A 25486-nucleotide genomic window follows, 5' to 3' on the forward strand; every position below is an offset into this window, starting at 1 on the left:
GCGAGGGAGCTTGCTCCCGCTGGAGTGCGAAGCGCTCCCAAAGATCTTGGGGCCGCTACGCAGCCCAGCGGGAGCAAGCTCCCTCGCCACAGCAAGCTCCCTAGCCAGAGCAAGCTCCCTAGCCACAGACAGCAAGCCCTCTCACCACACCAACCTCCCTCACCACAGGTCATTCGCCGGCGCTGTGCTGCAACGTCAACACCTCAAACCCATCCCGCGTCACCGCCACGGTATGTTCCCACTGCGCCGACAGGCTGTTGTCCCGCGTTACCACCGTCCAGCCATCCTTCAGGCTGCGCACCTTGGCGCTGCCCTGGTTGAGCATCGGCTCGATGGTGAACACCATGCCTTCGCGCAGCTCCATCCCGGTGCCCGGACGGCCGAAGTGCAGGATCTGCGGCTCTTCGTGCATCTCGCGGCCAATGCCGTGCCCGCAATATTCACGCACCACGCTGTAGCCATTGCCCTGGGCATGGCTCTGGATGGCGTAGCCGATATCCCCCAGGCGGGCGCCGGGCTTGACCTGGCGGATCCCGGCCCACATGGCTTCGAAGGTCATTTCCACCAGGCGCCGGGCCTTGGGCGCCACGTTGCCAATCATGTACATCTTGCTGGAGTCGGCGATAAAGCCGCCTTTTTCCAGGGTGATGTCGATATTGACGATGTCGCCGTCCTTGAGCACGTCCTTGGCGCTCGGCATGCCGTGGCACACCACTTCGTTGATCGAGGTGTTGATGCAGAACGGGTAGTCGTACTGGCCCAGGCTCGCCGGCCGCGATTGCAGGTCATTGCGGATGAAGGCTTCCACGGCGCTGTCGATCTCAAGGGTCGACTGGCCGGCGGTGACGAAACCGTCGAGCATGCTAAAGACCTTGGCCAAAAGGCGGCCGGCTTCACGCATCACCACGAGTTGTTCGGCGGTCTTGATCATTGACTGCGCCCCCGGATCAGGTCGGGCTTGTCCAGCAGCAATTTGTTGATCAGGTCGTTATAGGCCAGGTGCGGATTGAGTTCGGCGAGCAGGCCGATCTTGATCCAGAACTCGGCCTGGGCGTTGATGGAACGGTCCATGGCGGCGCTGGCCAGGCGGAGTTGTTCATGCAATTGGTCGGTGATCTTGACGATGCCCATGAGCTTCACTGTGCAGGGTTGATATATGAATCGTATATGTTTCGTATGCTCCGCGTAAAGCCTGGCGTTTCGCCATTGACTTGCCCCGCAGCGCCGGTTAATTTTGATTCATGACATTTCAAACCCTTCGTTGCCAGCCAAGCATTATTACCGCCATTCCTCATTTGGCGGGATAGCGCACGGCTGTACCCAAACCCGCCCTAGAGGCGGGTTTTGTTTTTCCGTCTCCAGGGCTTTGCAAATACTCAGGAGATAGCCATGAGCAGTCAGCCCCAAGCCCCCGGATTGCTTGAGCATTACGTAAAGAAGATTCTGGCCGCCCCGGTCTATGACCTGGCGGTGCGCACGCCGTTGCAGGCGGCGCCGGCGCTCTCGGCGTTGCTGGGCAACCAGATCCTGCTCAAGCGTGAAGACCTGCAACCGACCTTTTCCTTCAAGATTCGCGGCGCCTACAACAAGCTGGTGCAGCTCAGTGCCGAGCAAAAGGCCCGGGGCGTGGTCACGGCATCGGCGGGCAATCATGCCCAGGGCGTGGCACTGGCGGCCCGGGAACTGGGGATCAAGGCAACCATCGTCATGCCTTGCAATACGCCGGAGCTCAAAGTATTGGGGGTTCGCTCCCGTGGGGGCGAGGCGGTGTTGCACGGCGCAAGCTTCCCTTTTGCGCTGGCCCACGCGCTGCACCTGGCCGAGGCCTCGGGCTGCACCTTTGTCTCGCCCTTCGATGACCCGGACGTGATTGCCGGGCAGGGCACCGTGGGCATGGAAGTGTTGCGCCAGCAGCAGGGCCCGCTGGACGCGATCTTCGTGCCGGTGGGCGGCGGTGGGTTGATCGCGGGGATTGCCGCCTATGTCAAATACCTGCGCCCTGAAGTGCGCATCATCGGCGTCGAGCCCGAAGGTTCCAGTTGCCTGTTGGCGGCACTGCGGGCGGGCAGTCGTGTGGTGCTGCCGAGTGTCGACAGCTTTGCCGATGGCACGGCGGTGGCACAGATCGGCGCCTTTGGTTTTGAAATCTGCCGGCACCACGTGGATGAGGTGATCACTGTCAGCAACGATGAGCTGTGCAGTGCAATCAAGTTGATCTACGACGATACCCGTTCCATCACCGAGCCTTCCGGTGCCCTGGCGGTGGCCGGTATTCGCCGGTATGTCGAGGCAACCGGCCAGCGTGGAAAGACCCTGGTGGCGATCAATTCAGGAGCCAACATCAACTTTGATAGTTTGCGACATGTTGCAGAAAGAGTTGCAGCACAACCGCCGGTTTATGAAGTTGTTGTTAGTTAAACGTTTCATCGGGGCGTTTTCACGCAACTACCTTCAGTCGAAGTAAAAACGCTCTGTGCTTATGAGGAAAGGTTACAACGAGACCGAAAATTGCCGAGTAGGCTGGTGATTGAAAGACGTCTTCCAGGGTTGGCAAGACGTGTCACGCAGGCGCCTTGGCGTGCCTGTCGACGCCCAACAAGCAGCCAAATAAATCCATTGGCGGTCTCAAATAAAGGAGAGGTTAGCCATGCTTTCGGATCTAGAGTTACGCGGCATTATTGAAGGAAGTTTCCTGCCTAAGCGGTGTGAATGTACCAAAGCCGAAGACGCGTCGTTGACGATTAAAGTCTATGACGAGAAAGACCGGGACCGGGTGGACTTCGAGGTCAAGGGGATTAAGGCCGATAAACTCGACAGCAGTCGAGCCATCTGCAACCTGATCACAGGGTTGCGCGAAGACCTCAGGCAACATCAGGCTCCAGCCCTCAAACGAGCCGGAGCGCGTCCTTTCCATTAAACGAAACGGACGGTCGAGGTTCTGTCATCGAATAATCTGCGGGCCTGGATAAACGCCAGGCCCACTGTTATTTGCCGCTGGATCAATTCTGGAAGTCACACGCTTCCGACATTTTGCGATAGCTCACGTCCTGGACTTTGCCGGCACTGTCGAGGTACTTGATATCGGCATTGATCACTTTGCAGACATTGGTATCGGTTTCGTGCATGGCAAGCACCTTCTGCACATCCATCTTCTCACCGTAGTGGTAAGGCGTGACGACGGGGGCTGTATCAGCCTGCGCCATCCCCGTTACAGCCGTCAGGGCCAGTGCGCCACCGAGCATTAACGTACGCAGTTTCATGGTGTTTCTCCGCAAGTCGTTCGCTGACTCATCAACACGATGAGTGCGGCCGCCCTGGGCAACGGCTAAGGCCGTGCGAGTGCGGTCGATTCAACTCTCGTCCCGGGGGATTAACCATCGATTAATTGAGGCTTTGCTGACAAAAGCTTCATCTTCAGCGCATGGGTAATATCACTCCAATTAACCGGAAAAGTCTGATACGAGCCGGGCAAGTCCTCTTGCTACCGTCGCCACCGGGTCCATCAATCGGATGGCGTTGGCACTAGGTGGAATTGGATTTGCAAAAGAAAATCGCAGCAGAGTTTCTGGGGACGTTCTGGCTGACCTTCGGTGGCTGTGGCAGCGCGATCCTGGCGGCGGCGTTTCCGGAACTGGGGATCGGCTTTGCCGGCGTGGCCCTGGCCTTTGGCCTTACGGTGCTGACCATGGCGTATGCGGTGGGTGGTATCTCGGGTGCGCACTTCAACCCGGCGGTCACCATCGGCCTGTGGGTCGGGCGCCGCGTGCCGGGCGTGGATGTGGTGCCGTACATCATTGCTCAGGTCGCCGGTGCGATCGTCGCGGCCGCCGTGTTGGCGCTGATTGCCAGTGGCCGGCCGGGCTTTGAAATGGGGGCGTTCGCCGCCAATGGTTATGGCCCGTTGAGCCCGGGCGATTACAGCCTGCTGGCGGCGCTGGTGGTCGAGGCTGTGGCGACGTTCTTTTTTGTATTCATCATCATGCGGGTCACCGGGCCCGGCTCTGCAGCAGGGTTTGCGCCGATTGCCATTGGCCTGGCACTGACCCTGATCCACCTGGTGGCCATCCCCGTCACCAACACCTCGGTCAACCCGGCTCGCAGCACCGGCCCGGCGTTGTTTGCCGGCGGCGAGTATGTGATGCAGTTGTGGGCGTTCTGGGTGGCTCCGATTGTCGGGGCTGTAGTGGGCGCCATCGTTGCGCGGGCAGTGACGTGTCCGAAAGAGTCCGGCCCTACCAACTGACCCGCACCCCGGCATTGCCACTGACGCCTTCAAACGCATTGCTGTCCAGTTGGGTGTTGTAGTCCGCCGCCAGGTACACGCTGACGGTGGACGACAGCTTGGCGACAACACCTACGCCCAGGTCGGCGGTGGAGGACTTGTGATCGGTCTTGATTCGGTCAACATCGTCGTAGGTCACCGTGTCGCTGCCGCCAAAGGTGCGCCAGGCGTTGACTCGCACGTAAGGCTCGATGGGCGTGTTCTGCACCAGGTAACGCCCCTTCAGGCGTGCCCCCAGGCGGCCGGTCCAGTAGTCCTGGGAGTCGTATGAAACCTTGGAGATACCGTCGTTCTGGCTGTCCATGTCGATGTGCTGGTTGATCACCTGCACCTGCGGCTCCACCACCCAATGTTCCGACACGGCAATCGGGTAGCCAGCTTCCGCCGACAGCGCCAGTGCGTGGCCCTTGTTGTCGATCTTCACGTCACGCTCGGATTTGCTGTCACCGTCGAAGCGTGTGCCCATAGCCACCAGATCGACATACCAGCCTGTGGGGTCGGTGAGGGTCCAGTAGACGCCGAAGTTGTCGCCGTCCAGCTTGACCCGCCCGGCGTGCGTGCCCTGAAAGCCCATGGCAAAGCCTTTGATGTCACCCTGCAGGCGGCTTTGGCCGACGAACAGGCCGAAGCGCTGGGTCTGCCCGCCGCTGGTTTCGGAGGCGTAGAGGTCATGGCCCACTTGATAGCCTTTGATAGAACCGTCGAAACTCGGCGACACCGTGCCGGTCCAGCTTTTGTTGAAGTCACTGCCATAGGCGCGGCCCCAGCCGGCGGGCACGGCGCCGGTTTCACTCAGCAGGCTTTGTTCACCCTGGCGGTCATGAAAGGTGCCAAGGGCTTGTAGTGTCATCAACTGCGCCGCCGGGACGACCACCGAGTACACCGGCACTTCCAGGCGGTACAAAGGAATTGGCTCGGCACCGGCGACGGCGGTGGGCAACACCGGATTGCTCGCTGCCGACTCCGGCGAGTTGGCCGCCGCAACCTGACTGGGCGGTGGAGCAGGGGGCTCGACCGGCGCGACGGGCTGCGAAGTGGGCGGCTCCACGGGCGGCTCATCCGGGTCAACCACCGGCGGCACGGGTGGGATGGGTGGCACGGGCACCACCACCGGTGGCGTCGGTGGCACGGGTGGAACCGCTGGCGGTTGCACGGCAACCACCGATGAACGCAGGTACCAGTTGTTTTCCGTGCCAGCGGTAACACCGCCCTTGAACAGCAGGTATTCATAGGCTCCGGCAGACACCGAGCCTTTAAGCGCAAAGGCGTCGGTGCTGCTGACGGCGCCATTGAGTGCCTGCACCACCTCGATCCCGTTATTTTGCGTGAACCCACCCGCGCCGCCGAGGTTGGTTACCGTCAGTTGGGTATGCCCGCTGATGGTCCCGTCGGACACCACCAGCTTGTCGCTGGCGGAGTTGTCGTCACCGAGCACCGACTGCAGCCACAGCTGGCCATTGTTGCCGACGTAATTGCCATACACCGTCAACGTATCCGTGGCGCTGTTGCTGCGGCTGGTCATGTCGAGGGTGCCGGCGTTATTGAGGGTCGCCAGGGCGCCCGCGGTGTAGGGGCGGATACTGCCTTGGGTCACGCCCAATGTGCTGCTGCCGTCGATATTGAAGGTGCCGGTGTTGCTGGCACTGTCGCCGAGGAAAAAGTCCCCGGCCAGGTCGAAGCGCGAGTTGTTGTTGAGGTTCACCGTCTCCCATCCGATATACCGTGCGGCGGTGCTGGACGTGGTGTTGTCGAAGGTCAGTTGGTCGTTGCCCAGGCCGCCATCGATGGACGGCGTTGCGCTCAACAGGCTTTCATTCAGGCCGCTGAGCCGTGCGGTGTCGTCGCCGTCACCCATCAGCACCGCCGATTTGATCTGGCCGCCATTGGTCCAGTTGAACGTGTCATTGCCGACACTGGCGCGGATCTCGCCGGAGATGACGCCGCCGCTGACGCTAATGCTGTCATCGCCGCCGCTGGTACTGATATTGCCGCCGATGGTGCCGCCGGAAACGATGATCTGGTCGATGCCAAAACCGGTCACCAGGTTGCCGAGGATCGCGCCGCCGGACATGTTGTAGATATTGTTGTCGAGCTTCATGTCCACCCGGCCGATGGTGCCACCGGTCTGCTGCGCCACATCGCCGTCTTCAAACGCGCCAACGATGGTGCCGCCACTCATGAAAAAGGTGTCACGGCCATCGCCCTGGGCCAGGGACTGAATCTGCCCGCCGCTCATTACGAAGTCGTCGATGCCGGCGCCTTGCTGGACCGCGCCGGTAATCAGCCCCGAGCGGATTTGCACCGCGTCCTGGCCTGCGCCGAAGGTGACGCCGCCATTGATGGTGCCGGAGCCGCCTGCCGGCAGAATCAGGGTGTTGTTGCCCAGCAGGTCGGTGAGGCCGGCGCTGCTGCCGCTGTCGCAGGTATAGGTGTCGTTGCCCGGGCCTGGGGTGAGCACGCAAGCCGCGTGGGCTTGCTGGGGCGTGATGTAATGCAGTGAGAGGATGCCGACAGTCAAAACGGCGCGATTGCGAAAGGTCCGTCTATTGCCCATGGATCTGTCCTGCTTTTGTTATAAAAACTGCACGTGCCTTTCGGTCTAGTACAGTTTTTGACACAGTGCAGGTTTTTTGGACCGGTGGCAGCAGGGCTGAAAGCCACGTAATACGTGGCCTTCATGATGGCACATTGGTCCTTGCGGGGCGTTTGTCAGTCCAGCTGATGACGGTAAGGCAAGTCCGGGCCGGTCTTGCTGCAGGTCAGCGCCGCCGCACGGATGGCGAAGGTGAGCATGCCGCTGATCTGCTCGAGGGACAGCTGTTGCAGGCCCTCGACGGAGTCCAGTTGATGTTCCGTGAGCCAGGCAATCAAGGCGGCCTGGAAAGTGTCCCCGGCCCCTACGGTATCGGCCATCACCACCTTGACTGCCGGTGCCGACCAACTGCCGTGCTGACGGCTGAACACCGTTGCGCCGTCGCCACCACGGGTCAGGAACACCACCTGGCAACGGTGCTGCAACCAGCCTTGCAGAATGCTTTCCGGTGCCTGGCCGGGGTAGAGCAGGTGCAGGTCTTCATCGCTGACCTTGATCAGGTCGGCATGCTTGACCAGCTCGGCCACCCGCTCGCGCCACAGCTCGATATTCGGCTGCGGGTTAAGGCGCACGTTGGGGTCGAGGCTGATCAGGCGCTTGCCGCTCTCCCGGCGGACCAGCGCCAGCAGGGTGTCGGCAATCGGCTGCACCACCAGTGAAAACGAGCCGATGTGCACGCCACGCACCTCGTCGCCCAGTGTCGGCAAATGTTCAAGCTGCAACTGCCGGTCGGCGCAACCTTCGCCACGAAAGCTGTATTGCGGTGAACCATTGGCACCCACGGCCACCATCGCGAGGGTAGTGGGCGCTGCGAACTCCAGCAGGTAGTCCTCACGCACACCTTCCTCCTTGAGCACCTGCAACAGGCGCCGGCCGAGGAAGTCGCTGGAGATCCCGGCGAAGAAGCCGGCATCGATGCCCAGGCGACGCAAACCTACCGCGACGTTGAACGGCGAACCGCCGGCAATCGCCTTGTAATTGACCAGGGACGCCTTGCCGCTGGCATCGTCCTCGCTGAAAAAATCAAACAGCGCTTCGCCACATACCAAATACATATTCGTTCGCTCTTAAAGGGATGCCACGTGCTGTTGATAACGCTCATACGCCTGCTGATAGGCGCTGACGCTGCCGGCATCCGGCACCGTGCGGCTGGCCGCGTCGACGCTGACGCAACGCTGGCACAGCTGCGCCAGGCTCTCACCGGACTGGCACCACGCCGCCTGGATCGCCGCGCCCAGGGCCGCGGCTTCGCTTTGTTCGGTGCAGATGACTTCGGTGTTCATGATATCGGCAACCATCTGCCGCCACACCGGGCTTTTCGAGCCGCCACCGATCAGGCGGATACTCTGGCTTTGCAGGCCGGTCTGGCGCAGCAGGTCCAGGCCATAGCGCAGGCCGAACGTGGTGCCTTCGACCACCGCGCGGCACAGGTTGGCGCGGGTCAGGTTGGTCATGGTCAAGCCATGCAGGCTGCCGGTGGCGTGGGGCAGGGCGGGCACTCGTTCGCCATTGAGAAACGGCAGCATGCTCACGCCGTCGGCACCAATCGGGGCCTCGGCCACCTGGGCGTTGAAGGCCGCCAGGTCGAGGTCGAACAGTTCGCGGATCACTCCGGTGGCGTTGGTCAGGTTCATGGTGCAGATCAACGGCAGCCAGCCGCCGCTGGACGAGCAGAACGTCGCCACCGACGCCTGCGGGCTGACGTTGGCCTGGTCGGCAAAGGCATACACGGTGCCGGATGAACCCAGGCTCATGGTGATCACGCCGGGGGCGATATTGCCGGTGCCGATGGCGCCCATCATGTTGTCGCCGCCGCCGCTGGACACCTGGGCATTCGGGTTGATGCCCAGGCGCTCGGCGATGGCGGGCAGGACAGTGCCTACTGGCTGGTTGGCCTCGATCAACTCGGGCAACGCGGCTTCCAGGCGCTCGTCGGGGTCGATATGGCGCAACAGCGCCAGGTCCCATTCCCGGGTGCGCACGTTGAAATAGCCGGTGCCCGAGGCATCGCCGTATTCCGCGCAGGCGCGGCCGGTGAGCCAATAGTTGAGGTAGTCGTGGGGCAGCAGGATATGGGCGATGCGCGCGAAAATATCCGGGTGCTGTTCGCGGGTCCACAGCAGCTTGGACACGGTGTAGCCCGGGGCGATGGCCACGCCGAGGCGCTCCAGGGAGCCGCTTTCGCCGCCCAGATGCTGCAGCAGGCGATCGTTTTCCGGCGTGGTTTCGGTGTCGCACCACAGCTTGGCCGGGCGCAGCACCTGGCCCTGGTCATCCAGCAGCACCAGGCCGTGTTGCTGGCCGGAGACGCCGATGGCGAGGATGTCCTGGCCGTCCACGCCGGCCTGTTGCAAGGCTCGGTGGGTGGCTTCGGTGAAGGCGTCCAGCCATTCCTGGGTGTGCTGTTCGCGGCGCCCGTTGGCGCCGCTGAGCAGTGTGTGGCTGGCGGCGCCCAGGCCCAGGACTTTGCCGCTGCCGGCGTCGAGGACGATGGCCTTGGTGCCCTGGGTACCGCAGTCGATGCCGAGGTAGAGGTTTTGCTGGGTCATGATCGTCGCTCAGCAGTGTTATTTTTGGAGTGAGAATGCGATCAATGTGGGAGCTGGCTTGCCTGCGATGGCGGTCTTTCAGCCAGCAACCATTTAGCTGATACACCGCTATCGCAGGCAAGCCAGCTCCCACATTTTTGATTCGGTTCCGTCAGTGGATATTGGCGAGCAGCCGCTCCAGCGTTTTACTCACACCCACATCCTGCAGGCTCTCGAAACACCGCTCAAACGCTGCCACAAACGCAGGGGAGTTGGGAATAGCCGTACCAAAAATCTCTTCCACCCCCAACAGCCGCTTGCTGATCAACGCATCTTCCGTCACCAGCCCCTGGCAAAACTCGGCGCGGGGGTCCGGAATGCGGAAGATTACGCCATTCTCATCCACGCCTTTCAAGTACAACGCCCACGCTGCCACCACCAGCGCGGCGCGCTCGGTCTCGCGGCCATCGGCGATCAGGCGGTTGATGGTCGGGACGGTGAACTTGGGAAACTTCGACGAACCATCGGAACACACACGCTCCAACTGATCGGCAATCGCCTGGTTGGAAAAACGGTCCACCAGGGTCTGCTTGTACTCGGTCAGGTCGATACCCGGCACTGGCGCCAGGTTGGGCGTGACGTCCAAGTCCATGTAGGCGCGCATGTAGGCCACGAACAACGGGTCGTTCATGGTCTCGTGGACGAAGCGATAACCCTTGAGGAAACCCAGGTACGTCAGTGCCAGGTGACTGCCGTTGAGCAGGCCGATCTTCATTTCTTCGTACGGCGTCACGTCATCGGTGAACTGCACGCCCACCGTCTCCCACGCCGGGCGACCGTTGACGAACTTGTCTTCCAGCACCCATTGCACAAACGGCTCGCAGACCACCGGCCAGGCATCGTCGATGCCGTGGTCGTCGTGCAGTTGCAGGCGGTGCGCGGTGCTGGTCATCGGCGTGATGCGGTCGACCATGGCATTCGGGAAGCTCACATTGGCCTTGATCCACTCGTGCAGGTCAGGGTTGTGCAGCGCGGCAAAGGCCAGCAAAGCCTTGCGGGTCACGGCGCCGTTGTGGGGCAGGTTATCGCAGGACATCACGGTAAAGGCTGCAACCCCGGCGGCGCGGCGCTGGGTCAGCGCGGCGCAGATAAACCCGAACACGGTTTTCGGCGAGTGCGGGTTGGCCAGGTCATGCTGGATCTGCGGCAGGTTGGCCATGAACTCGCCGTTGCTGTCGTCGATGCAGTAGCCGCCTTCGGTGATGGTCAGCGAGACGATCCGAATCTCTGGGCTGGCCAGCTTGTCGATCAACGCCTGGGCACCGTCTTCGGCCAGCAGCATGTCGCTGATGGAGCCGATCACGCGCACTTCGGTGTCGTCGGTGTCGCCCAGCTCATACAGGGTAAACAGGTAGTCCTGGCCGGCCAGGTCGTCCCGGGCCTTGCGGTCTTCGCTACGCAAGCCCACGCCGCAAATGCTCCAGTCCAGGCCGGTGCCCGTGTTCATCAGTGCATCGGTGTAATACGCCTGGTGGGCGCGGTGGAACCCGCCGACGCCGATGTGCGCGATGCCTTGGCTTGTGTTGGCGATCGCATAGGCCGGCAGTTGCACTTCAGGGGCCAGTTGCGTGAGGTTTTGCTTGTTCAGTTTCATCGGGAAATTCTCGCGAAATCAGGCGGCGGCGCGCAGCGGACGGGCCACGGCAACGCCGTCAGCGTCGAACAGGTGGCATTGGGTCGGGTCCAGGTGCAGCTGCAGGGTTTCGCCATACTGGCTGGCCATGTCGCCACGGATACGCAGGGTCAACGGCTCTTTGCTGGCGGTGATCACGTGGCAGAAGGTGTCGCTGCCCAGGCGCTCGCCGACGTCGGCGGTAACGGTCAGGGTGGCCTGGCCGGGGGAGGCGATTTCCAGGTGTTCCGGGCGAATGCCCAGGGTCACCGCGCTGCCGACACTCAAGGTCGCGCTGCTCAGGGGCAGGCTGATACGCCCGCCGGCGTCCAGTTCGACTTCGCAGCCCTGTGCGTCCACGCGGGTGACCTTGCCTTTGAGGAAGCCCATTTTCGGCGTACCCAAAAAGCCTGCGACAAACAGGTTGGCCGGCTGGTGATACAGCTCCAGCGGCGAGCCCACCTGTTCCACACGGCCGCTGTTCAGTACGACCACCTTGTCGGCGAGGGTCATGGCTTCGACCTGGTCGTGGGTCACGTAGATCATGGTGGCCTGCAGCTCTTTATGCAGGCGCGACAACTCCAGGCGCATCTGCACCCGCAGGGCGGCATCGAGGTTGGACAGCGGTTCGTCGAACAGGAAAATCTTCGGGTTGCGCACAATCGCGCGGCCGATGGCGACCCGCTGGCGCTGGCCGCCGGAGAGCTGCTTGGGCTTGCGCTCCAGCAGCGGGCCCAGCTCCAGGATGCGCGCCGCTTCGTTGACCTTGCTTTCGACAATCTTCTTGTCGACGCCGGCCAGGTCCAGGGCAAACGACATGTTTTTGCGCACGCTCATGTGCGGGTACAGGGCGTAGGTCTGGAACACCATCGCCAGGTCGCGCTTGGCCGGGGTGACTTCGGTGATGTCGCGGCCATCCAGTTCGATGGTGCCTTCGCTGACTTCTTCCAGGCCGGCAATCAGGCGTAGCAGGGTGGATTTGCCGCAGCCCGACGGGCCGACGAACACCACGAATTCCTTGTCGTTCACCTCAAGGTCGATGCCCTTGATGATGGAGAAACCTTCGAAGCCTTTTTGCAGATTCTTGATTTTCAGGTTGGCCATGATGGGCCTCCGCTTGTTGTTATTCGCTAGAGCCAAACACGTTAGCTGTAGGAGCCGGCTTGCCGGCGATGAGGCCCTTGAGCCTTGCGGCGACCTTGAGATCGCCATCGCCGGCAAGCCGGCTCCTACAGAGGTGTGGTTTGGCCGTTATTTCACGGCGCCGAAGGACAAACCGCGGACCAACTGTTTCTGGCTGATCCAGCCAAAGATCAGGATCGGCGCACAGGCCAGGGTCGACACGGCAGACAATTTGGCCCAGAACAAGCCTTCGGGGCTGGAGTAGGAGGCGATCAATGCGGTGAGCGGCGCGGCGTTGGACGAGGTGAGGTTGAGTGACCAGAACGCCTCGTTCCAGCACAGGATCAGCGACAGCAACACCGTGGAAGCCAGGCCACCCTTGGCGATCGGCAGCAGCACCCGGACCATTTCCTGCCACAGGGTGGCGCCGTCCAGGCGGGCGGCTTCGAGGATGTCTTTCGGGATGTCCTTGAAGTAGGTGTAAACCATCCAGACCACGATCGGCAGGTTGATCAGGGTGTAGATGATGATCAGCGCAATGCGCGTGTCCAGCAGGCCAAAGCTCTTGGCCAGCAGGTAGATCGGCATCAGCACGCCCACCGGCGGCAGCATCTTGGTGGAGAGCATCCACAGCAGCGTGCCCTTGGTGCGCTTGGTCTCGTAGAAGGCCATGGAGTAGGCAGCCGGCACCGAGATCAGCAGGCACAGGGCGGTGGCGCTGAACGAGATCAGCACCGAGTTCCAGGCGTAGCTGAAGTAGTTGCTGCGCTCGTTGATGTGCAGGTAGTTCTCCAGCGTCGGCGTGAAGATGAACTGCGGCGGGGTGGCGAACGCGTCGATTTCGGTCTTGAAGCTGGTCAGCACCATCCAGAAGATCGGGAAGAAAATCAGGATCGCGATGGCCCAGGCCAGGGTGCCGAGCAACACGCTTTGCAGGCGGCGGGATTGTTGAAGCGTCATGGCGCGGCCCTCAAGGCTTGTCAGTCAGGTTTTTGCCGATCATCCGCACCAGGATGATCGCCGCGATATTGGCGATGACCACGGCAATCAAGCCGCCGGCCGAGGCCATGCCCACATCGAACTGCACCAGCGCCTGGTTGTAGATCAGGTAGGCGAGGTTGGTCGAGGCGTAGCCGGGGCCACCGTTGGTGGTGGTGAAGATTTCCGCGAACACCGAGAGCAGGAAGATGGTTTCGATCATCACCACCACGGCAATCGGGCGTGCCAGGTGCGGCAGGGTCAGGTGCCAGAAGATCGCGATGGCGCCTGCACCGTCGAGGCGCGCGGCTTCCTTTTGTTCCTGGTCGAGGGACTGCATGGCGGTCATCAGCAGCAGGATCGCAAAGGGCAGCCATTGCCAGGACACGATGATAATGATCGACAGCAACGGGTAATGGGCCAGCCAGTCCACAGGCTGGGCGCCGAACAGCTTCCACACGTAGGCGAGAATCCCCGACACCGGGTGGAAAATCAGGTTCTTCCAGATCAGCGCCCCGACGGTGGGCATGATGAAGAACGGTGAAATCAGCAACACCCGCACCAGGCCGCGGCCGAAGAACTCGCTGGCCTCCAGCAGGGCGCTGATTAATACGCCGAACACCACGCTGATCAGCAACACGCTGCCCACCAGCAACAGGGTGTTGGTGGCACCGGGCAGGAAGCCCGAGTCAGTGATGAAGTAGGTGAAATTCTCCAGGCCCACGAATTGGTTTTCGCCGGGGTAGAGCAGGTTGTAGCGAATCAGCGAGAAGTACAGGGTCATGCCCAGCGGCACGATCATCCACAGCAGCAACAAGGCCACGGAGGGGCTGACGAGGAACCAGCCGGGGTTGATCAAGCGGCTTTTGCGCGGCTTGTCCGGCGTAGCTGTTTGCACTTGGGCAGTGGTGGTATTCATGGTGATCAGGACCAGTCAGGTACATGCAGAGCGAGAGTCGAAGCGCGGTCAATGTGGGAGCTGGCTTGTGTGGGAGCTGGCTTGCCTGCGATGGCATCCCCCCGGTTTAACTGACAGACCGAGGTGTCTGCATCGCAGGCAAGCCAGCTCCCACCAAGAGCCTTCCACATAAAGCATTACGGTGGCGTGCCCGCTTTACTTGGGATAACCGGCCCGCTTCATTTCGCGTTCGGTGAAGGTCTGGGAATCCGCCAGGGCCTTGTCCACCGTCGAGCCACCGGTCAGTGCGCTGGAGAAGAACTTGCCGACCTGGGTACCAATCGCCTGGAATTCAGGGATGGTCACCAACTGGATGCCCACATACGGCACCGGCTTGGCCGACGGGTCTTTCGGATCGGCGACTTTCAGCGATTCCAGCGTCACCTTGGCAAACGGTGCAGCCTTCATGTATTCGTCGCTGTAGGTCGACTTGCGGGTACCCGGCGGTACGTTGGCAATCCCGTCGGTCTTGGCGACCAACTGGCTGTATTCCTTGGACGTGGCCCAGGTGGTGAACACCTTGGCCGCGTCCTTGGCTTTGGAGCTGGTCGGAATCCCAAGGGACCAGGAGTACAGCCACGACGTGCCTTTTTCGGTTTTCTCGTGCGGTGCAAAGGTGAAGCCGACGTGGTCAGCTACTTTGCTTTGGGTCTTGTCGGTCACGAACGAGCCGGCGACGCTGGCATCGACCCAGATCGCACACTTGCCGCTGTTGAACAGCGCCAGGTTTTCGTTGAAACCGTTGCTGGAAGCACCCGGCGGGCCGGACTTCTTCATGTTGTCGACGTAGAAGTTCAGCGCGTCTTTCCACTCGGGACCGTTGAATTCCGGCTGCCATTTTTCATCGAACCAGCGCGCACCGTAGCCGTTGGCCAGGGTGGTGATCAGCGCCATGTTCTCGCCCCAGCCGGCTTTGCCGCGCAGGCACAGGCCGTACTGTTCCTTGTCCTTGTTGGTGAGCTTGGCGGCGAACTCGCCGATCTGTGTCCAGGTCGGATGCTCAGGCATGGTCAGCCCGGCGTCCTTGAACAGGTCGGTGCGGTAGTAGGTGATGGAGCTTTCGGCGTAGAACGGCAGGGCGTACAGCGAGCCCTTGACGGAAAGGCCGTCACGCACGGAAGGGAAAACGTCCTCCAGGTCGTAGGAAGCAGGCAGGTCCTTCATCGGTTCCAGCCAGCCTTTGGCGCCCCAGAGTGCAGCTTCGTACATGCCGATGGTCAATACGTCGAACTGTCCGCCTTGGGTGGCGATGTCGGTGGTGAGGCGTTGGCGCAGCACGTTTTCTTCGAGTACCACCCAGTTCAGCTTGATCTCCGGATGCTCGGTCTCGAAGGTTTTCGAGAGTTTCTGCATGCGAATCATGTCGCTGTTGTTGACGGTGGCAATGGTCAGGGTTTGCGCGCCAAGACTGACGGCACTGAGGGTCATGCAGGTACAGGCAAGCAGAGCTTTAGCTGTGAACTTCATCGCGCACTCCATTTCTGCGCCCAGGGGCTACAGAAGGACAGTTATTGTTGTTGTGTCTTCCACGACAGCTGGAAGAGTGTGCGTTGATTACAGCCTTCAATTGGCGTGGTGACAAATCCTTGGGAGCACTTCTACTGATACTTTTTTGCACTCGGCGGATTTTCGGTGGAAACACGGTGCAAATGTGGGAGCTGGCTTGCCTGCGATGGCGGTGTGTCAGTCACGGCGCTATCGCAGGCAAGCCAGCTCCCACAGGAAAGCGGGCCCGCGTTTGTTCTTCAGGCGAGGTTTTGCTCGGTCAGGCGCTGCACCGCCAGGCGCCGGTAGTGCGACGGGGTCATGCCCTTGAGCTGCTGAAAGCGGCGGTTGAAGTTGGAAATGTTGTTGAAGCCCGACTCGAAGCACACATCGGTCACGGCCTTGTCGCCATCGGCCAGCAGCTCGCAGGACTTGCTGATACGCAGGCGGTTGACGAATTCGATGAAGGTGCGGCCCGTGGCCTGCTTAAACACGCGGGAGAAGTAAGTGGGCTTCATGCCGAGGTATTCGGCGACTTCTTCCAGGGACAATTCCCGCGCGTAGTGGGCAAAAATGTAGTCCACCGCGCGGTTGGTGCGGTCGATGCTGTGTTCGTCCGCCAGTTGCGGGGTGGTCACGCCGGACAGCAGTTGGTAGTCCTCGCAGGCACTGAGCACTTCCAACAGGATGAAAAAGTGCCCCAGGCGCGCCATGCCCTGGGCGTCCTCGATGCGTTGCATCAGGGTCACGGCCTGGGCGATGGTCTTTTTGCAGCGAAATTCGATGCCGTACTGCGCCCGCTCCAGCAGCGGGGTGAGGGTCTTGAGCTCGGCAAAGACGTGGCTGCCGCCCTCGAACAGCTCGTCGGTGAAATTCACCAGCATGTCGCGCTTGGGCACCACTTCGTCCTCGGCCACCTGGCTGATCCAGTTGTGGGGCAGGTTGGGACCGGTGAGGAACAGGCTTTCCGGATAGAAGTTGCCGATGTAGTCACCGATAAACACCTTGCCGGAGCTGGCGACGATCAGGTGCAGCTCGTATTCCTTGTGGAAATGCCAGCGCACCAACGGGCACGGGAAGCCGTGTTGGCGATAGATGATGGACAGACCGTTGTGATCGTCCATCAGCTCGTAGGAAGGGTCGGTGATTCTCGCTGCTCGGGTCATGCTGCCGTCGCTTTATTGTGGTTGCCAAAAGGATAATGCCCCCTTGCGCGCCACCTCGCCAGCGTCTGTGTTTATAGGGTGCGGTTTTTCGCCTCGATCCACTGCGCCATGTACTGGGTACTTTTGTGCAGATGGTGACGCAGCATGCTGCCGGTGAAGTTGTTGCGCCGGTGCGCGGCCAGCTCGCTGCGGCATTGTTCCAGGCGCGCCACCAGGGCCGGGCCGTGGAGGTCCTGGGCGTAGCGGCGGGCCAGTAATTGCCGGCCGTCTTCCTGGGCCTGGGTCCAGCGTTCCTGGTCTTGATACAACGCAACCGCCTCGGTCGCCAGGGCCGTGGCGCTGTGCTCGACCGCGCCGGGCCACGGTTCGCCCATGGCTTCGGCGCCAATCGGGGTAGTGACGCTGGGCGTGCCACAGAGCATTGCGTCGGCCAGTTTGCCCTTGATCCCGGCACCAAAGCGCAGCGGGGCCAGGCAGATACGCGCCGCCGTCATGACCTGCAAGGCGTCTTCCGCCCAGTTCATCACATGAAAGCCCTGGGCCGGGTTGTGCAGGGCGGTGGCCTTGGGCGGGGTGTAGGCGCCATACACGTGCAGTTGAGCGCCGGGCAGTTGCTGGCGGATCAGCGGCCACACGCTGTTCTTCATCCACAGCACTGCATCCCAGTTCGGTGCATGGCGGAAGTTACCGATGCTCAGGAAGTGCGCGCGGTCTTCGAACGGCGCGAAGGCGTCTACGGGCGGTGTCAGCATCAGCGGGCACCAGTGGAGCAGGGCGGCGGGCACCTTGAAGTGCTCGGTGAGCAACTGGATTTCCACGTCGGAGATCATCAGGCTGATGTCGCAACGGTAGATCGCCGCGATCTCGCGTTTGGCCACGTCGGTGTCGGCCATGTAATCGAATTCGGCGGCCAGGTCCGGATTGAACAGAGGGCCGAAGTCGTCAGCGTCGGGTTCTGCCTTCAGGAAGTCCTTGAGGCGCTGGTGGCGGGCGTCTCGCAGGCTTTGCAGATCGCACGTCTCCAGCACGCGAAGGGCATTCGGGCAGCATTTTTCCACACGCCAGCCGAACTGCTCTTCCATCATGAAACGGTCGAACAGCACGATATCCGGGGCCAGTTCGGTGATGAAATCATCGAAACTGCTGTTATTCAGCTCAATTGCACATTCGCGAATGCCCAGGGCGGGCAAGTCGGCCTTGTGCTCGCCGGTGACGGCCGGGCTGCTGAAGGTGATGTCCCAGCCCTGGGCCAGGAAGCTCTCCAGAATCTGCATCATGTGCCCGCCGGCCGCCGAAGAGCGGGGCTCTGGCCAGACATAACCAATGACCAGGACTTGGGTGGCGGACGGGTTCATGAGCAGGGCGTTCCTATGGGCAAAAAAACGGCGCGATTAAACCACAATTGGCCTGATATCGCGCCGCCTTGTGATTGCGTATCGGCGGATCAGGCGCTCAAGGCCTGCTGGACGTACCCATAGCCATCCGGGCTTTTCGGTAAATTGAACAGGGTATTCGTCCAGTTGTTATCGAGGGGGCTCATGTTGGGGTTCGCGCCCTCCCGGATCTTCCATCCCAAGGCATCCCATCTTTTCATGGCGGCCTCCAGCTCGGCGGTGTATTGCCGGGCGGGGCAGGCTATTTCGGCCCACGGATCAACGATCCAGGCGTCAGCCCATTCGGCTTGCGAGAAGTCGACGGTATCGCCAGGCAATATCGACGGGCCGCCAACGACGGTGAAGGCGTGAGCGTCGCCCGCGCCCCAGGTATAGGCCTTGCCACCGCTTTTCGTGATGATATCCCTGGCGAGCAGGCTCATTTCGCCACAATTTCCGGCCCCGCTTTTCATGGCCTGAGCCCCAAGGTCATGGGTCCTTGGATTCGCGGTTTTGCGCAACCATCCAATGGTTTGGCTGGCAGCATCGGCTCGTTTTATATCGGCGATTGAATGTACCTGGTTGCTGGGGCCCAGCCCGGTGGCCTTCATCGCACGGTCTACCGACTCCTTTGCCTTCTGCGCATAAAACTGGTTTTTTTGTGCTTCGGTCAGCCCGGCGAAGTTATCGGGTTTTGTCAGGGCCGATATCTTGTTTGGCATCATGGAAATATTGGCGCTGCCAAGCGCGCCTCGTGTTTGTAGTTGGAACACCACCTCACGCTGCTGCTCGACAGTCATCGTGGCGACCTTGTTTTTGAGTTCAGCGATGTCCGCTTTTGAGTAGCCATTTCTCTCCAGTGACTTGTACGCGTCCTTCAATTTAGGCAGTGCAATGAAGTTGGCGTCATTCGGATGGGCCGAATTGCCCTGGCGTATATAAAATTTTGATCGATATTTTTTTGCCAGCGCCAATTCAAAGTCTGTCGCGCCGCATTTGATGAATGTCACCTCCGTTGCCGGCGGCGTGCTGAGCTTCACGTAATAGAATTCAGCGGTATCCGCCTCAACCACCAGGTATTGGGAGGGGTCACCTGCTTTAGGGCTGGACACCACAACGCCGCGCATCTCACGTTGATCGTTGACGCCAGGGCTGATGCTGCCGAGCTTCACCACACGTGTTTCTGCCTCAAGGAATTTGTTGGTGGTTCCAGAGGGGAGGCCGAAGTGCGGATCGTCGATTATTTTCCCGTCGATAAGTGTTTTGTATTCGATAGGCTTTTGGGTGGGAAGCGGTACGAGCTTGGTGCCCGTTTCAGTATCGACCATCTTGTGCAGGCGTCTTTCCCGCACCACGAACCGGTCACTGTTGAACAGTTTGCGCGGGGAAGGCAACAGACGCTCGTGCTCCAGCGCCTGTAACTCCAACTGCAGCTCGTTGCCAGTGTTGACGATGATTCTGGAGAAGCACTCATCGTTGGCGCCGCGTTTCGCTCTCCCGACAGGCGCTGCAGGCACGGGGCAAATGGCTTCGTAGTTTTCCAACTCCGCCTCGCGCCCGGCAGACTCCAGGTCCGTCAGTTGGCCGGGTTGCCTGGAGTTGTAGCGATAGACCTTCTCGCCATCCACTACATCAAAGCCGTCGGAGCGTGAGATGACATACGCATCTTCTGCCAATGATTGTTCGGTGACCAACGCCTGGGTGCCGTCAAAGAAGGTTTCACTTCGCAGTGGGAGCTTTGATGGGGTTGGGGCGGCTGGCAGGATGAAGGGATCTTCAGGAACGCTGCTCGCACCTACGGAAAACAGGGCGTTCATCGCGCCATCCGCAGCTTTGAGTGCGCCATCACGGCGCTCGGCCAAGGTGTCACCCGAAACCGATTTTTCTACGCCAAGGGCTGTTTCAGCGATCGCGGCGGCGGTCGCCACCCCCCTGGCGAGGATGCCCGTGGGAGCCAACTTTGCCAGCAATCCTGTCCCAACCGTGATGTCGTTGAGCCAAGCGTCGCGAATGACCTCGCTGTTTGATTTGATCGCCAAGTCCGCATCACTGCTCGTGCGTTTTTCGGTTATCTGCGTGATGTGCTGGAAGACATCGCCGTGAATACTGATGTTGGCACGATCAATGGTGATGCCTTCCTCCAGGTCCCACTGGTTTGTCCCGAGCCTGGCCAGCGAGGTGTCGACGCCGTAATAGCTGATACCGTCCTGCCGGTCGTACACGGAGAAGTGCGACGCCAGGTCCTTGCGCTTCTTCGGATCCCGGGCTTGGTCGACGATCCATTGGTCCATCTTTTCCAGAGAGTCGAAGCGAACAAAGTCCGGGTCGCCTCCTGGCACGTAAAGCACCTGTCTGCCATCACGCCGGCCATTGGAGTAGAGGTATTGTCCATCGTCCTGGGCGGTGAAACGCACAATATCGGAACCATAGCCATTGATATCCAAGGGGTGGGCCCGGACAACGCCGCGTGTCGATGTGGATGCCTGCAACTGCGCTACGGTGATCGGGGCGCGCTCATTCAACGAAACATTCGACGCCGCCCCCATGACCAGCAGGTAGTCCTCGCGCGTGAATTTATGCTCATCGGCAAGCTTTGCCTGCTCTGCCGGGGAAAGCGCTTCATAGGCCAGCAATTGCTGGCGGGCCTGGGCAATAAACCGGCCTTTGAGGATCGAGCGAAAATCGCTACGGTGCTGATCCCAGAAGTTATCCAGCTTGGTAGTCGTGATCGTCTGGAGATCCGTTTTCCAGCTTTCGTTCATCACCTCTGAGGGGGCAAGTGCAATTTTGTGGTGTTCTCCATAACCCTCTGGGTCGGTGTACAGGCCCGAGGTGGCGTCGAGCATGCCAGGAACCCAGTCGGCCTCACTGAAGTTCTTCAATAAGGCATCCGGCAAGCGCAGTGAGCTTTTGATCCTCCGGTGGGAAAGTTCTTCGGACGTGCGGGCCGTGTCAAACCGGTTGTGGTAAATCGTGTCGGCATCCACCGTCTTGCCCGTGAGCTTGAATATGATCGCCTCGGCAGATTTCTTCGCTTCAGCACGTGCGTTGGGCAGTGCCGCGGCGGTGGTGCTGGCAATGTTTTCAAACTTGCTTTTTTCAGCCATGGCGCGGGCAAGGTTGTCGTAATAGGTATCCGCTTGCTGCTTATGCGTTTCAAGGGACGGGATCGAATGCGCGGGAGTTGCCGGCGTGGAATCGAAAGCCCCTCTATGTTCAAGATAGTCGGCCCGCTCCCGGGCTTGAACGGCCGTGTCAGTGGGCGGCTCATTGTAAAAGCCGGCGACCATGCTCATTGGCACGTCGATAAAGTGGCTCAAGCGGGGCACCTGCAATGACTGGTCAAAACCTGGTGCGATGAGTTTGCCTGTTGCCAGGAGTGGACCGGCGATCCCTGCCCACCCTGAGTCGTCTGATAGCTCAAAGGTTTTCAGTGCGCCGTTCACCGTGGCTGTCGCTTGCCCGGTCGCGGGAATAACCGTGAACGTACCGGGGTCAACGTTTTGCCGGACCAGCCATGCCTGGACCACCTCGCTGTCGAGCAAGCCGCGGTAAAGTTCGAGCCAGCGGCCCAGCAGTGAGTGCCGTGGAACCGCGACGAGCGCCTCTGACTGACCTTCGGCGGCTTTTCTCAGTGCTCTGGAATAGGCGATCGTCAGGATTGTCTCTTCGGAAAAGAGCTCGGCATTACCGGTCAGGAAGGTGACAAGCTGGTCGATTTGCTCCCGGCTTTCCGGCAGTGGCTTGCCCAGGGTTTTCAGGAAACCCTCCAGGCTGGCAGAGGCCCCAGGCTCAGTTGCGTGCAGTTGGCTATAGGTTGAGCCAGCCTGGATATCTACCTTGGTGTTGGCCAACACATGCGGGAGCGTTGCCGGGGTGATTCGGCCCGAGCCCAGGCGGGCACTGATGACCTTCAGTTCCTGCGCGAGGTTATTCCGATCATAGATATCGCCAACGATTCTGCGATGAATTGCCAGCGTCTGTGGACCGCGCGCTTTCTCTGATTTGAGGATGGACTTGAAACTATCGTCGTAGAACGCCTTTACCATCGAGGCGTTTAGCGTACCGCTCATTACCTCAGTGTAGGACAGGGGCGTTGGCAGCCCGATGGCAATGACGACAGCTTCTGCGATTGCCAGGTTCCGGATCGCGATATTTGAGGAACCTTCGCTTTCGGTTGTGAACCTCACCAACCTGCCGTTGATCATGCCGTTGAGGCTCGACTTAGAAGGCAGAAACTTAATGCTCGACGCATCAAGGCCGGTTTCCTGGATAAAGGCCTGAAATGCAGGGCTGCTCAGTACAGCGCGCAATTGGGTTAACCATTGCCCAAGGGTCGACGAAGGCGGCACGTGAAGAGGCGCGGTCTGCTGATCGTCCGTCTGCGCCAGGATTTGCGCCACCTGCGCGTCGGCCTCGGCGCGGGTTGATGTGTTCGGATCACTGCTGACGCTGGACTCTGAAAGACTGCGTTGCCTGGCCAATGGCATTGGCGGCGCAGAGGGTGGTGCGCCTTCCAATGCCTGGCGCACCAGCCCGAACCCCGAGCGTTTCGGAAACGGCACGACTTCCTTGCCACCCGGTTCGGGCGGCGCATCACGGGGGGGCGTGTTGAGTGGCAGCAGCGTGTTGGGTGAGCCGAGGGGCCGGATGCCGGTGCTATCGTCCGCAGGCATCTGTGTGGTGGAAGCTGGGAAATGGGACTCGACACTTCTCATGGAAGCTCCTTGAACTAGGGAGGCCGGACCAGGAATGGCCGAACTTACCCGCCTGTGTCGAGTCGCGCGCCGTAGGCGTTCCGAGAAATACTCTTCGGAGTTTGGCGGGGTATTTCAAGGGGAGATAGCAAAAGCGGCAGGGTGCCCGTTGGCCTGGCCTCTGCAGGAGGCGCAACGGGTGAGTGTTATTTATGGCGTTGTTTTTACCGGTGCTGGCAATGTCACCAGCCCGACATAGCCGTCCCAGAACTGCTTCTGGTCCACGCCAAACACCACCTTGGCCTTCTGCGTGCCCACCGGCGCGCCTTTGTTGTAGCCCAGTGCCCGGCCGTAGTCGGCGCCGAAGGTGGCGTCCACGTCCACCCACAGTTCACGGGATTCGGTGACGATCCCGGGGTTCACAAGAAACAGCGCTGGCAGGCTGTCCCAGGTGAAGCTGTGGTAGGCCGGGTCTTTGGCAAACAGCGGGCCGAACTCGTGCTTATAGAGATCGGCAATTGCGCCCTTGTGGGCAATCACCCGCTCATACACTGACTTGTCGAAGGTGACTTTCTCACAGACATCGTTGGGGAAAATCACGTGTTCGATCGGCGAGCGCAATACGATTTTTGCGGCCTCCGGGTCGAACCACCAATTGAACTCCGCTGCCGGCGTGGTGTTGCCCGGAATCTCCAGGGCGCCGCCCATGTACACGATGCGCTTGATCAGCGGCACGATGTCCGGTGCCGACCGAATCGCCAGGGCGATGTTGGTCAGCGGGCCTACCGCCAGAATCGTCACTTCGTGTGGGTTGGCGCGCACGCTGTCGACGATGAACTGGGCGGCGGTTTCCTTGCGCAGCTTGGTGTGGGTGGCCAGGCCGTCCGGCGGCGCGACCAGCTGGGAGGCACTGGTGGGGCGCGGGTTCTTGAACGCCCCGGGCCAGCCGGAGCCGAACAGGGCCTTTTCCGCCTCGTAGGTGGCGTAGTCATGCAGCAGCGGGTAGGCGGCGCCGGAGTACACGCCGACTTCCTTTTCCACGCCCATGCGTTCCACGGCCTTGAGGGCGTCCACCTGTTCCTGGTCGACCCAGGCGTTGCCGCTGACCAGGGTCATGCCCAGCAGGTCGACGCGTTTTTGCCCATGCAATTGGGCGAGCATGATGAAGGCCTGGCCGTCATCGTTGAGCACGTTGAAGTCAGTGTCGAAGATGACTTTTTCTGCGGCCTGCGCCGTACCGGCACACAGGCCGACGGCGACAAGCAGGGCACAGCGCTTGATGAAACCTTGCATGGAAACTCACCCTATTAGCGGTTGACCAGTTTCGCCGGCAAGGCGATGACCAGGAAGCTGCTGAGAATCAGGCAGCCGGCAAAAAACCACAAGGCCCCGGCACTGCTGCCGGTGACGTCAATCGCCACCCCCATCAACGAGTTACTCACCAGGCCGGCGATGTTCGCCAGCGAGCAGGCCAGGGCAAATCCGGTGGCCGCTGCAGTGCCTTTGAGAAAGGTCGCCGGCAGGCTGAAAAATACCGGCACCGCACCGATGATCGCCGCCGAGGCAATCGCAAACAGGGCCACGGTGGCGACCACGTTATGGGTGAAGAAGGTGCTGGTGGCCATGGCTGCGGCGCCGATGAAAAACGGCACGATGATGTGCCAGCGGCGTTCACGGTGTTTGTCGGAACTTGCGCCGATCAGCAGCATGCCCAGCAGGGCCGCCACGCTGGGCAGGGCGGTGAGGATGCCGATGTGGAAGGTGTCGGTGATGCCGGCGTTGCGGATGAAGGTCGGCATCCAGAAACCCATGGCATAGGCGCTGAGCAGGATCGAGAAGTCGATGCCGCCGAGCATCCATACCTTGAGGTTGAAGAAGCCGTCGCGGAAGCTGTGCTTGCTGTCGGTGCCGTCGGCATCGTCTTTGCGCAGTTCGCTTTCCAGCAGGGTCTTTTCTTCCGGCGACAGCCACTTGGCTTGCTGATAGGTATTGGGCAGCGCCCAGAAGGTCCACACCCCGAGCAGCACGCTGGGCACCGCCTCGATCAGGAACAGCCACTGCCAGCCGCGCAGGCCGGCCATGTTGTCGAAGTGGCCCATGATCCAGCCGGACAACGGGCCGCCGATCACGCTGGACAGTGGCAGGCCGATCATGAACAGCGCGATGATCCGGCCGCGGCGATGGGTGGGGAACCAGGTGGTCAGGTAATACAGCACGCCCGGCAGGAACCCGGCCTCGGCCGCGCCCAGCAGGAACCGCAGGATGTAGAACTGGGTGGTGGAGGTGACCAGCATGGTGCAGGCCGAGAGCAGGCCCCAGGTGATCATGATGCGGGCGATCCAGATCTTCGCGCCGACCTTTTCCAGGATCAGGTTGCTCGGTACTTCGAAAATGATATAGCCGACAAAAAACAGGCCGGCGCCGAGGCCGAACGCGGTTTCGCTGAAGTGCAGCTGGTCGAGCATCTGCAGTTTGGCGAAGCCGATATTGATACGGTCCAGGTAGGCGGCGAGGTAGCAGAAACACAGGAACGGAATCAGCTTCCAGGTGATCTTGTGGTAGAGCGTGTGGACCGGATCGGCGACCGTAGTCGCGGGCGCTGCATTCGCAATGGGCATTGGGGTGTCTCCTG

19 protein-coding genes are annotated in these 25486 nt (G+C 60.9%); 3 read left to right on the forward strand and 16 right to left on the reverse strand.

Annotation, left to right across the window (positions count from 1 at the left end; genetic code table 11):
* Positions 1-169: 169 nt before the first annotated feature.
* Together map and V3W39_RS20570 are read right to left on the reverse strand one after the other, a co-directional pair.
* Positions 170-931, reverse strand: coding sequence for a type I methionyl aminopeptidase (gene map / locus V3W39_RS20565; RefSeq protein ID WP_177044151.1), 762 nt, complete (start codon positions 929-931; stop codon positions 170-172).
* Positions 928-1131 (reverse strand): ParD-like family protein, encoded by a 204-nt coding sequence (locus V3W39_RS20570; RefSeq protein ID WP_177044150.1) that lies wholly within the window; start codon positions 1129-1131, stop codon positions 928-930. The genes map and V3W39_RS20570 overlap by 4 nt, the downstream gene beginning before the upstream one ends.
* 258 nt (positions 1132-1389) lie before the next feature.
* Between V3W39_RS20570 and ilvA the strand changes: the two genes are divergently transcribed.
* Together ilvA and V3W39_RS20580 are read left to right on the forward strand one after the other, a co-directional pair.
* Complete coding sequence (gene ilvA, locus V3W39_RS20575; protein ID WP_259197369.1) at positions 1390-2418, forward strand: threonine ammonia-lyase, biosynthetic; 1029 nt, start codon at positions 1390-1392, stop codon at positions 2416-2418.
* A gap of 229 nt (positions 2419-2647) precedes the next feature.
* Positions 2648-2917 carry a DUF1652 domain-containing protein gene (locus V3W39_RS20580; protein ID WP_330213225.1) on the forward strand — a complete coding sequence of 90 codons (270 nt, stop codon included), beginning with the start codon at positions 2648-2650 and terminating at the stop codon, positions 2915-2917.
* Between the two features lie 82 nt (positions 2918-2999).
* Here the strand turns inward: V3W39_RS20580 and V3W39_RS20585 are convergent, their stop codons facing one another.
* Positions 3000-3260, reverse strand: coding sequence for a DUF2790 domain-containing protein (locus V3W39_RS20585; protein ID WP_177044147.1), 261 nt, complete (start codon positions 3258-3260; stop codon positions 3000-3002).
* Positions 3261-3538: 278 nt separating this feature from the next.
* On the opposite strand from V3W39_RS20585, the gene aqpZ reads away from it, so the two are divergent.
* Positions 3539-4243 (forward strand): aquaporin Z, encoded by a 705-nt coding sequence (gene aqpZ / locus V3W39_RS20590; protein ID WP_177044146.1) that lies wholly within the window; start codon positions 3539-3541, stop codon positions 4241-4243.
* On the opposite strand, the gene V3W39_RS20595 is transcribed toward aqpZ, so the two are convergent.
* The 13 genes from V3W39_RS20595 to V3W39_RS20655 form a co-directional block, all read right to left on the reverse strand.
* A complete protein-coding gene (locus V3W39_RS20595) occupies positions 4233-6836 on the reverse strand; it encodes an autotransporter family protein (protein ID WP_330213226.1) in 2604 nt (867 codons plus the stop codon). The two genes, aqpZ and V3W39_RS20595, sit on opposite strands and share 11 nt — an antisense overlap.
* A 155-nt stretch (positions 6837-6991) precedes the next feature.
* Positions 6992-7930, reverse strand: coding sequence for a carbohydrate kinase family protein (locus V3W39_RS20600; RefSeq protein WP_330213227.1), 939 nt, complete (start codon positions 7928-7930; stop codon positions 6992-6994).
* A gap of 12 nt (positions 7931-7942) precedes the next feature.
* Entirely contained in the window at positions 7943-9424 is a 1482-nt protein-coding gene (gene xylB, locus V3W39_RS20605; RefSeq protein WP_330213228.1) for a xylulokinase, read from the reverse strand.
* A 151-nt stretch (positions 9425-9575) separates the two neighbouring features.
* Positions 9576-11057: a mannitol dehydrogenase family protein gene (locus V3W39_RS20610; protein WP_330213229.1), complete on the reverse strand. Its 1482-nt coding sequence runs from the start codon at positions 11055-11057 to the stop codon at positions 9576-9578.
* 18 nt (positions 11058-11075) lie between these two features.
* The gene (locus V3W39_RS20615; protein WP_177044141.1) at positions 11076-12179 is read right to left on the reverse strand and encodes an ABC transporter ATP-binding protein; all 1104 of its coding nucleotides are present in this window, start codon (positions 12177-12179) and stop codon (positions 11076-11078) included.
* A 147-nt stretch (positions 12180-12326) separates the two neighbouring features.
* Entirely contained in the window at positions 12327-13157 is an 831-nt protein-coding gene (locus V3W39_RS20620) for a carbohydrate ABC transporter permease (RefSeq protein ID WP_003215312.1), read from the reverse strand.
* Positions 13158-13167: 10 nt separating this feature from the next.
* Complete coding sequence (locus tag V3W39_RS20625; RefSeq protein WP_003215314.1) at positions 13168-14094, reverse strand: carbohydrate ABC transporter permease; 927 nt, start codon at positions 14092-14094, stop codon at positions 13168-13170.
* A 195-nt stretch (positions 14095-14289) separates the two neighbouring features.
* On the reverse strand, positions 14290-15600 hold the full coding sequence (locus V3W39_RS20630) for an ABC transporter substrate-binding protein (RefSeq protein WP_330213230.1): 1311 nt from the start codon (positions 15598-15600) through the stop codon (positions 14290-14292).
* Positions 15601-15878: 278 nt separating this feature from the next.
* Positions 15879-16784 (reverse strand): AraC family transcriptional regulator, encoded by a 906-nt coding sequence (locus V3W39_RS20635; protein ID WP_330213231.1) that lies wholly within the window; start codon positions 16782-16784, stop codon positions 15879-15881.
* A 71-nt stretch (positions 16785-16855) separates the two neighbouring features.
* Positions 16856-18139 carry a glycosyltransferase gene (locus tag V3W39_RS20640; protein WP_330213232.1) on the reverse strand — a complete coding sequence of 428 codons (1284 nt, stop codon included), beginning with the start codon at positions 18137-18139 and terminating at the stop codon, positions 16856-16858.
* A gap of 89 nt (positions 18140-18228) precedes the next feature.
* On the reverse strand, positions 18229-22875 hold the full coding sequence (locus tag V3W39_RS20645) for a dermonecrotic toxin domain-containing protein (RefSeq protein WP_330213233.1): 4647 nt from the start codon (positions 22873-22875) through the stop codon (positions 18229-18231).
* Between the two features lie 189 nt (positions 22876-23064).
* On the reverse strand, positions 23065-24147 hold the full coding sequence (locus V3W39_RS20650; protein ID WP_330213234.1) for a nucleoside hydrolase: 1083 nt from the start codon (positions 24145-24147) through the stop codon (positions 23065-23067).
* Between the two features lie 14 nt (positions 24148-24161).
* Complete coding sequence (locus tag V3W39_RS20655) at positions 24162-25472, reverse strand: MFS transporter (protein WP_177116041.1); 1311 nt, start codon at positions 25470-25472, stop codon at positions 24162-24164.
* Positions 25473-25486 lie beyond the last annotated feature (14 nt).

Source organism: Pseudomonas sp. Z18(2022) (assembly GCF_036346535.1).
Taxonomy (GTDB): domain Bacteria; phylum Pseudomonadota; class Gammaproteobacteria; order Pseudomonadales; family Pseudomonadaceae; genus Aquipseudomonas; species Aquipseudomonas yamanorum_A.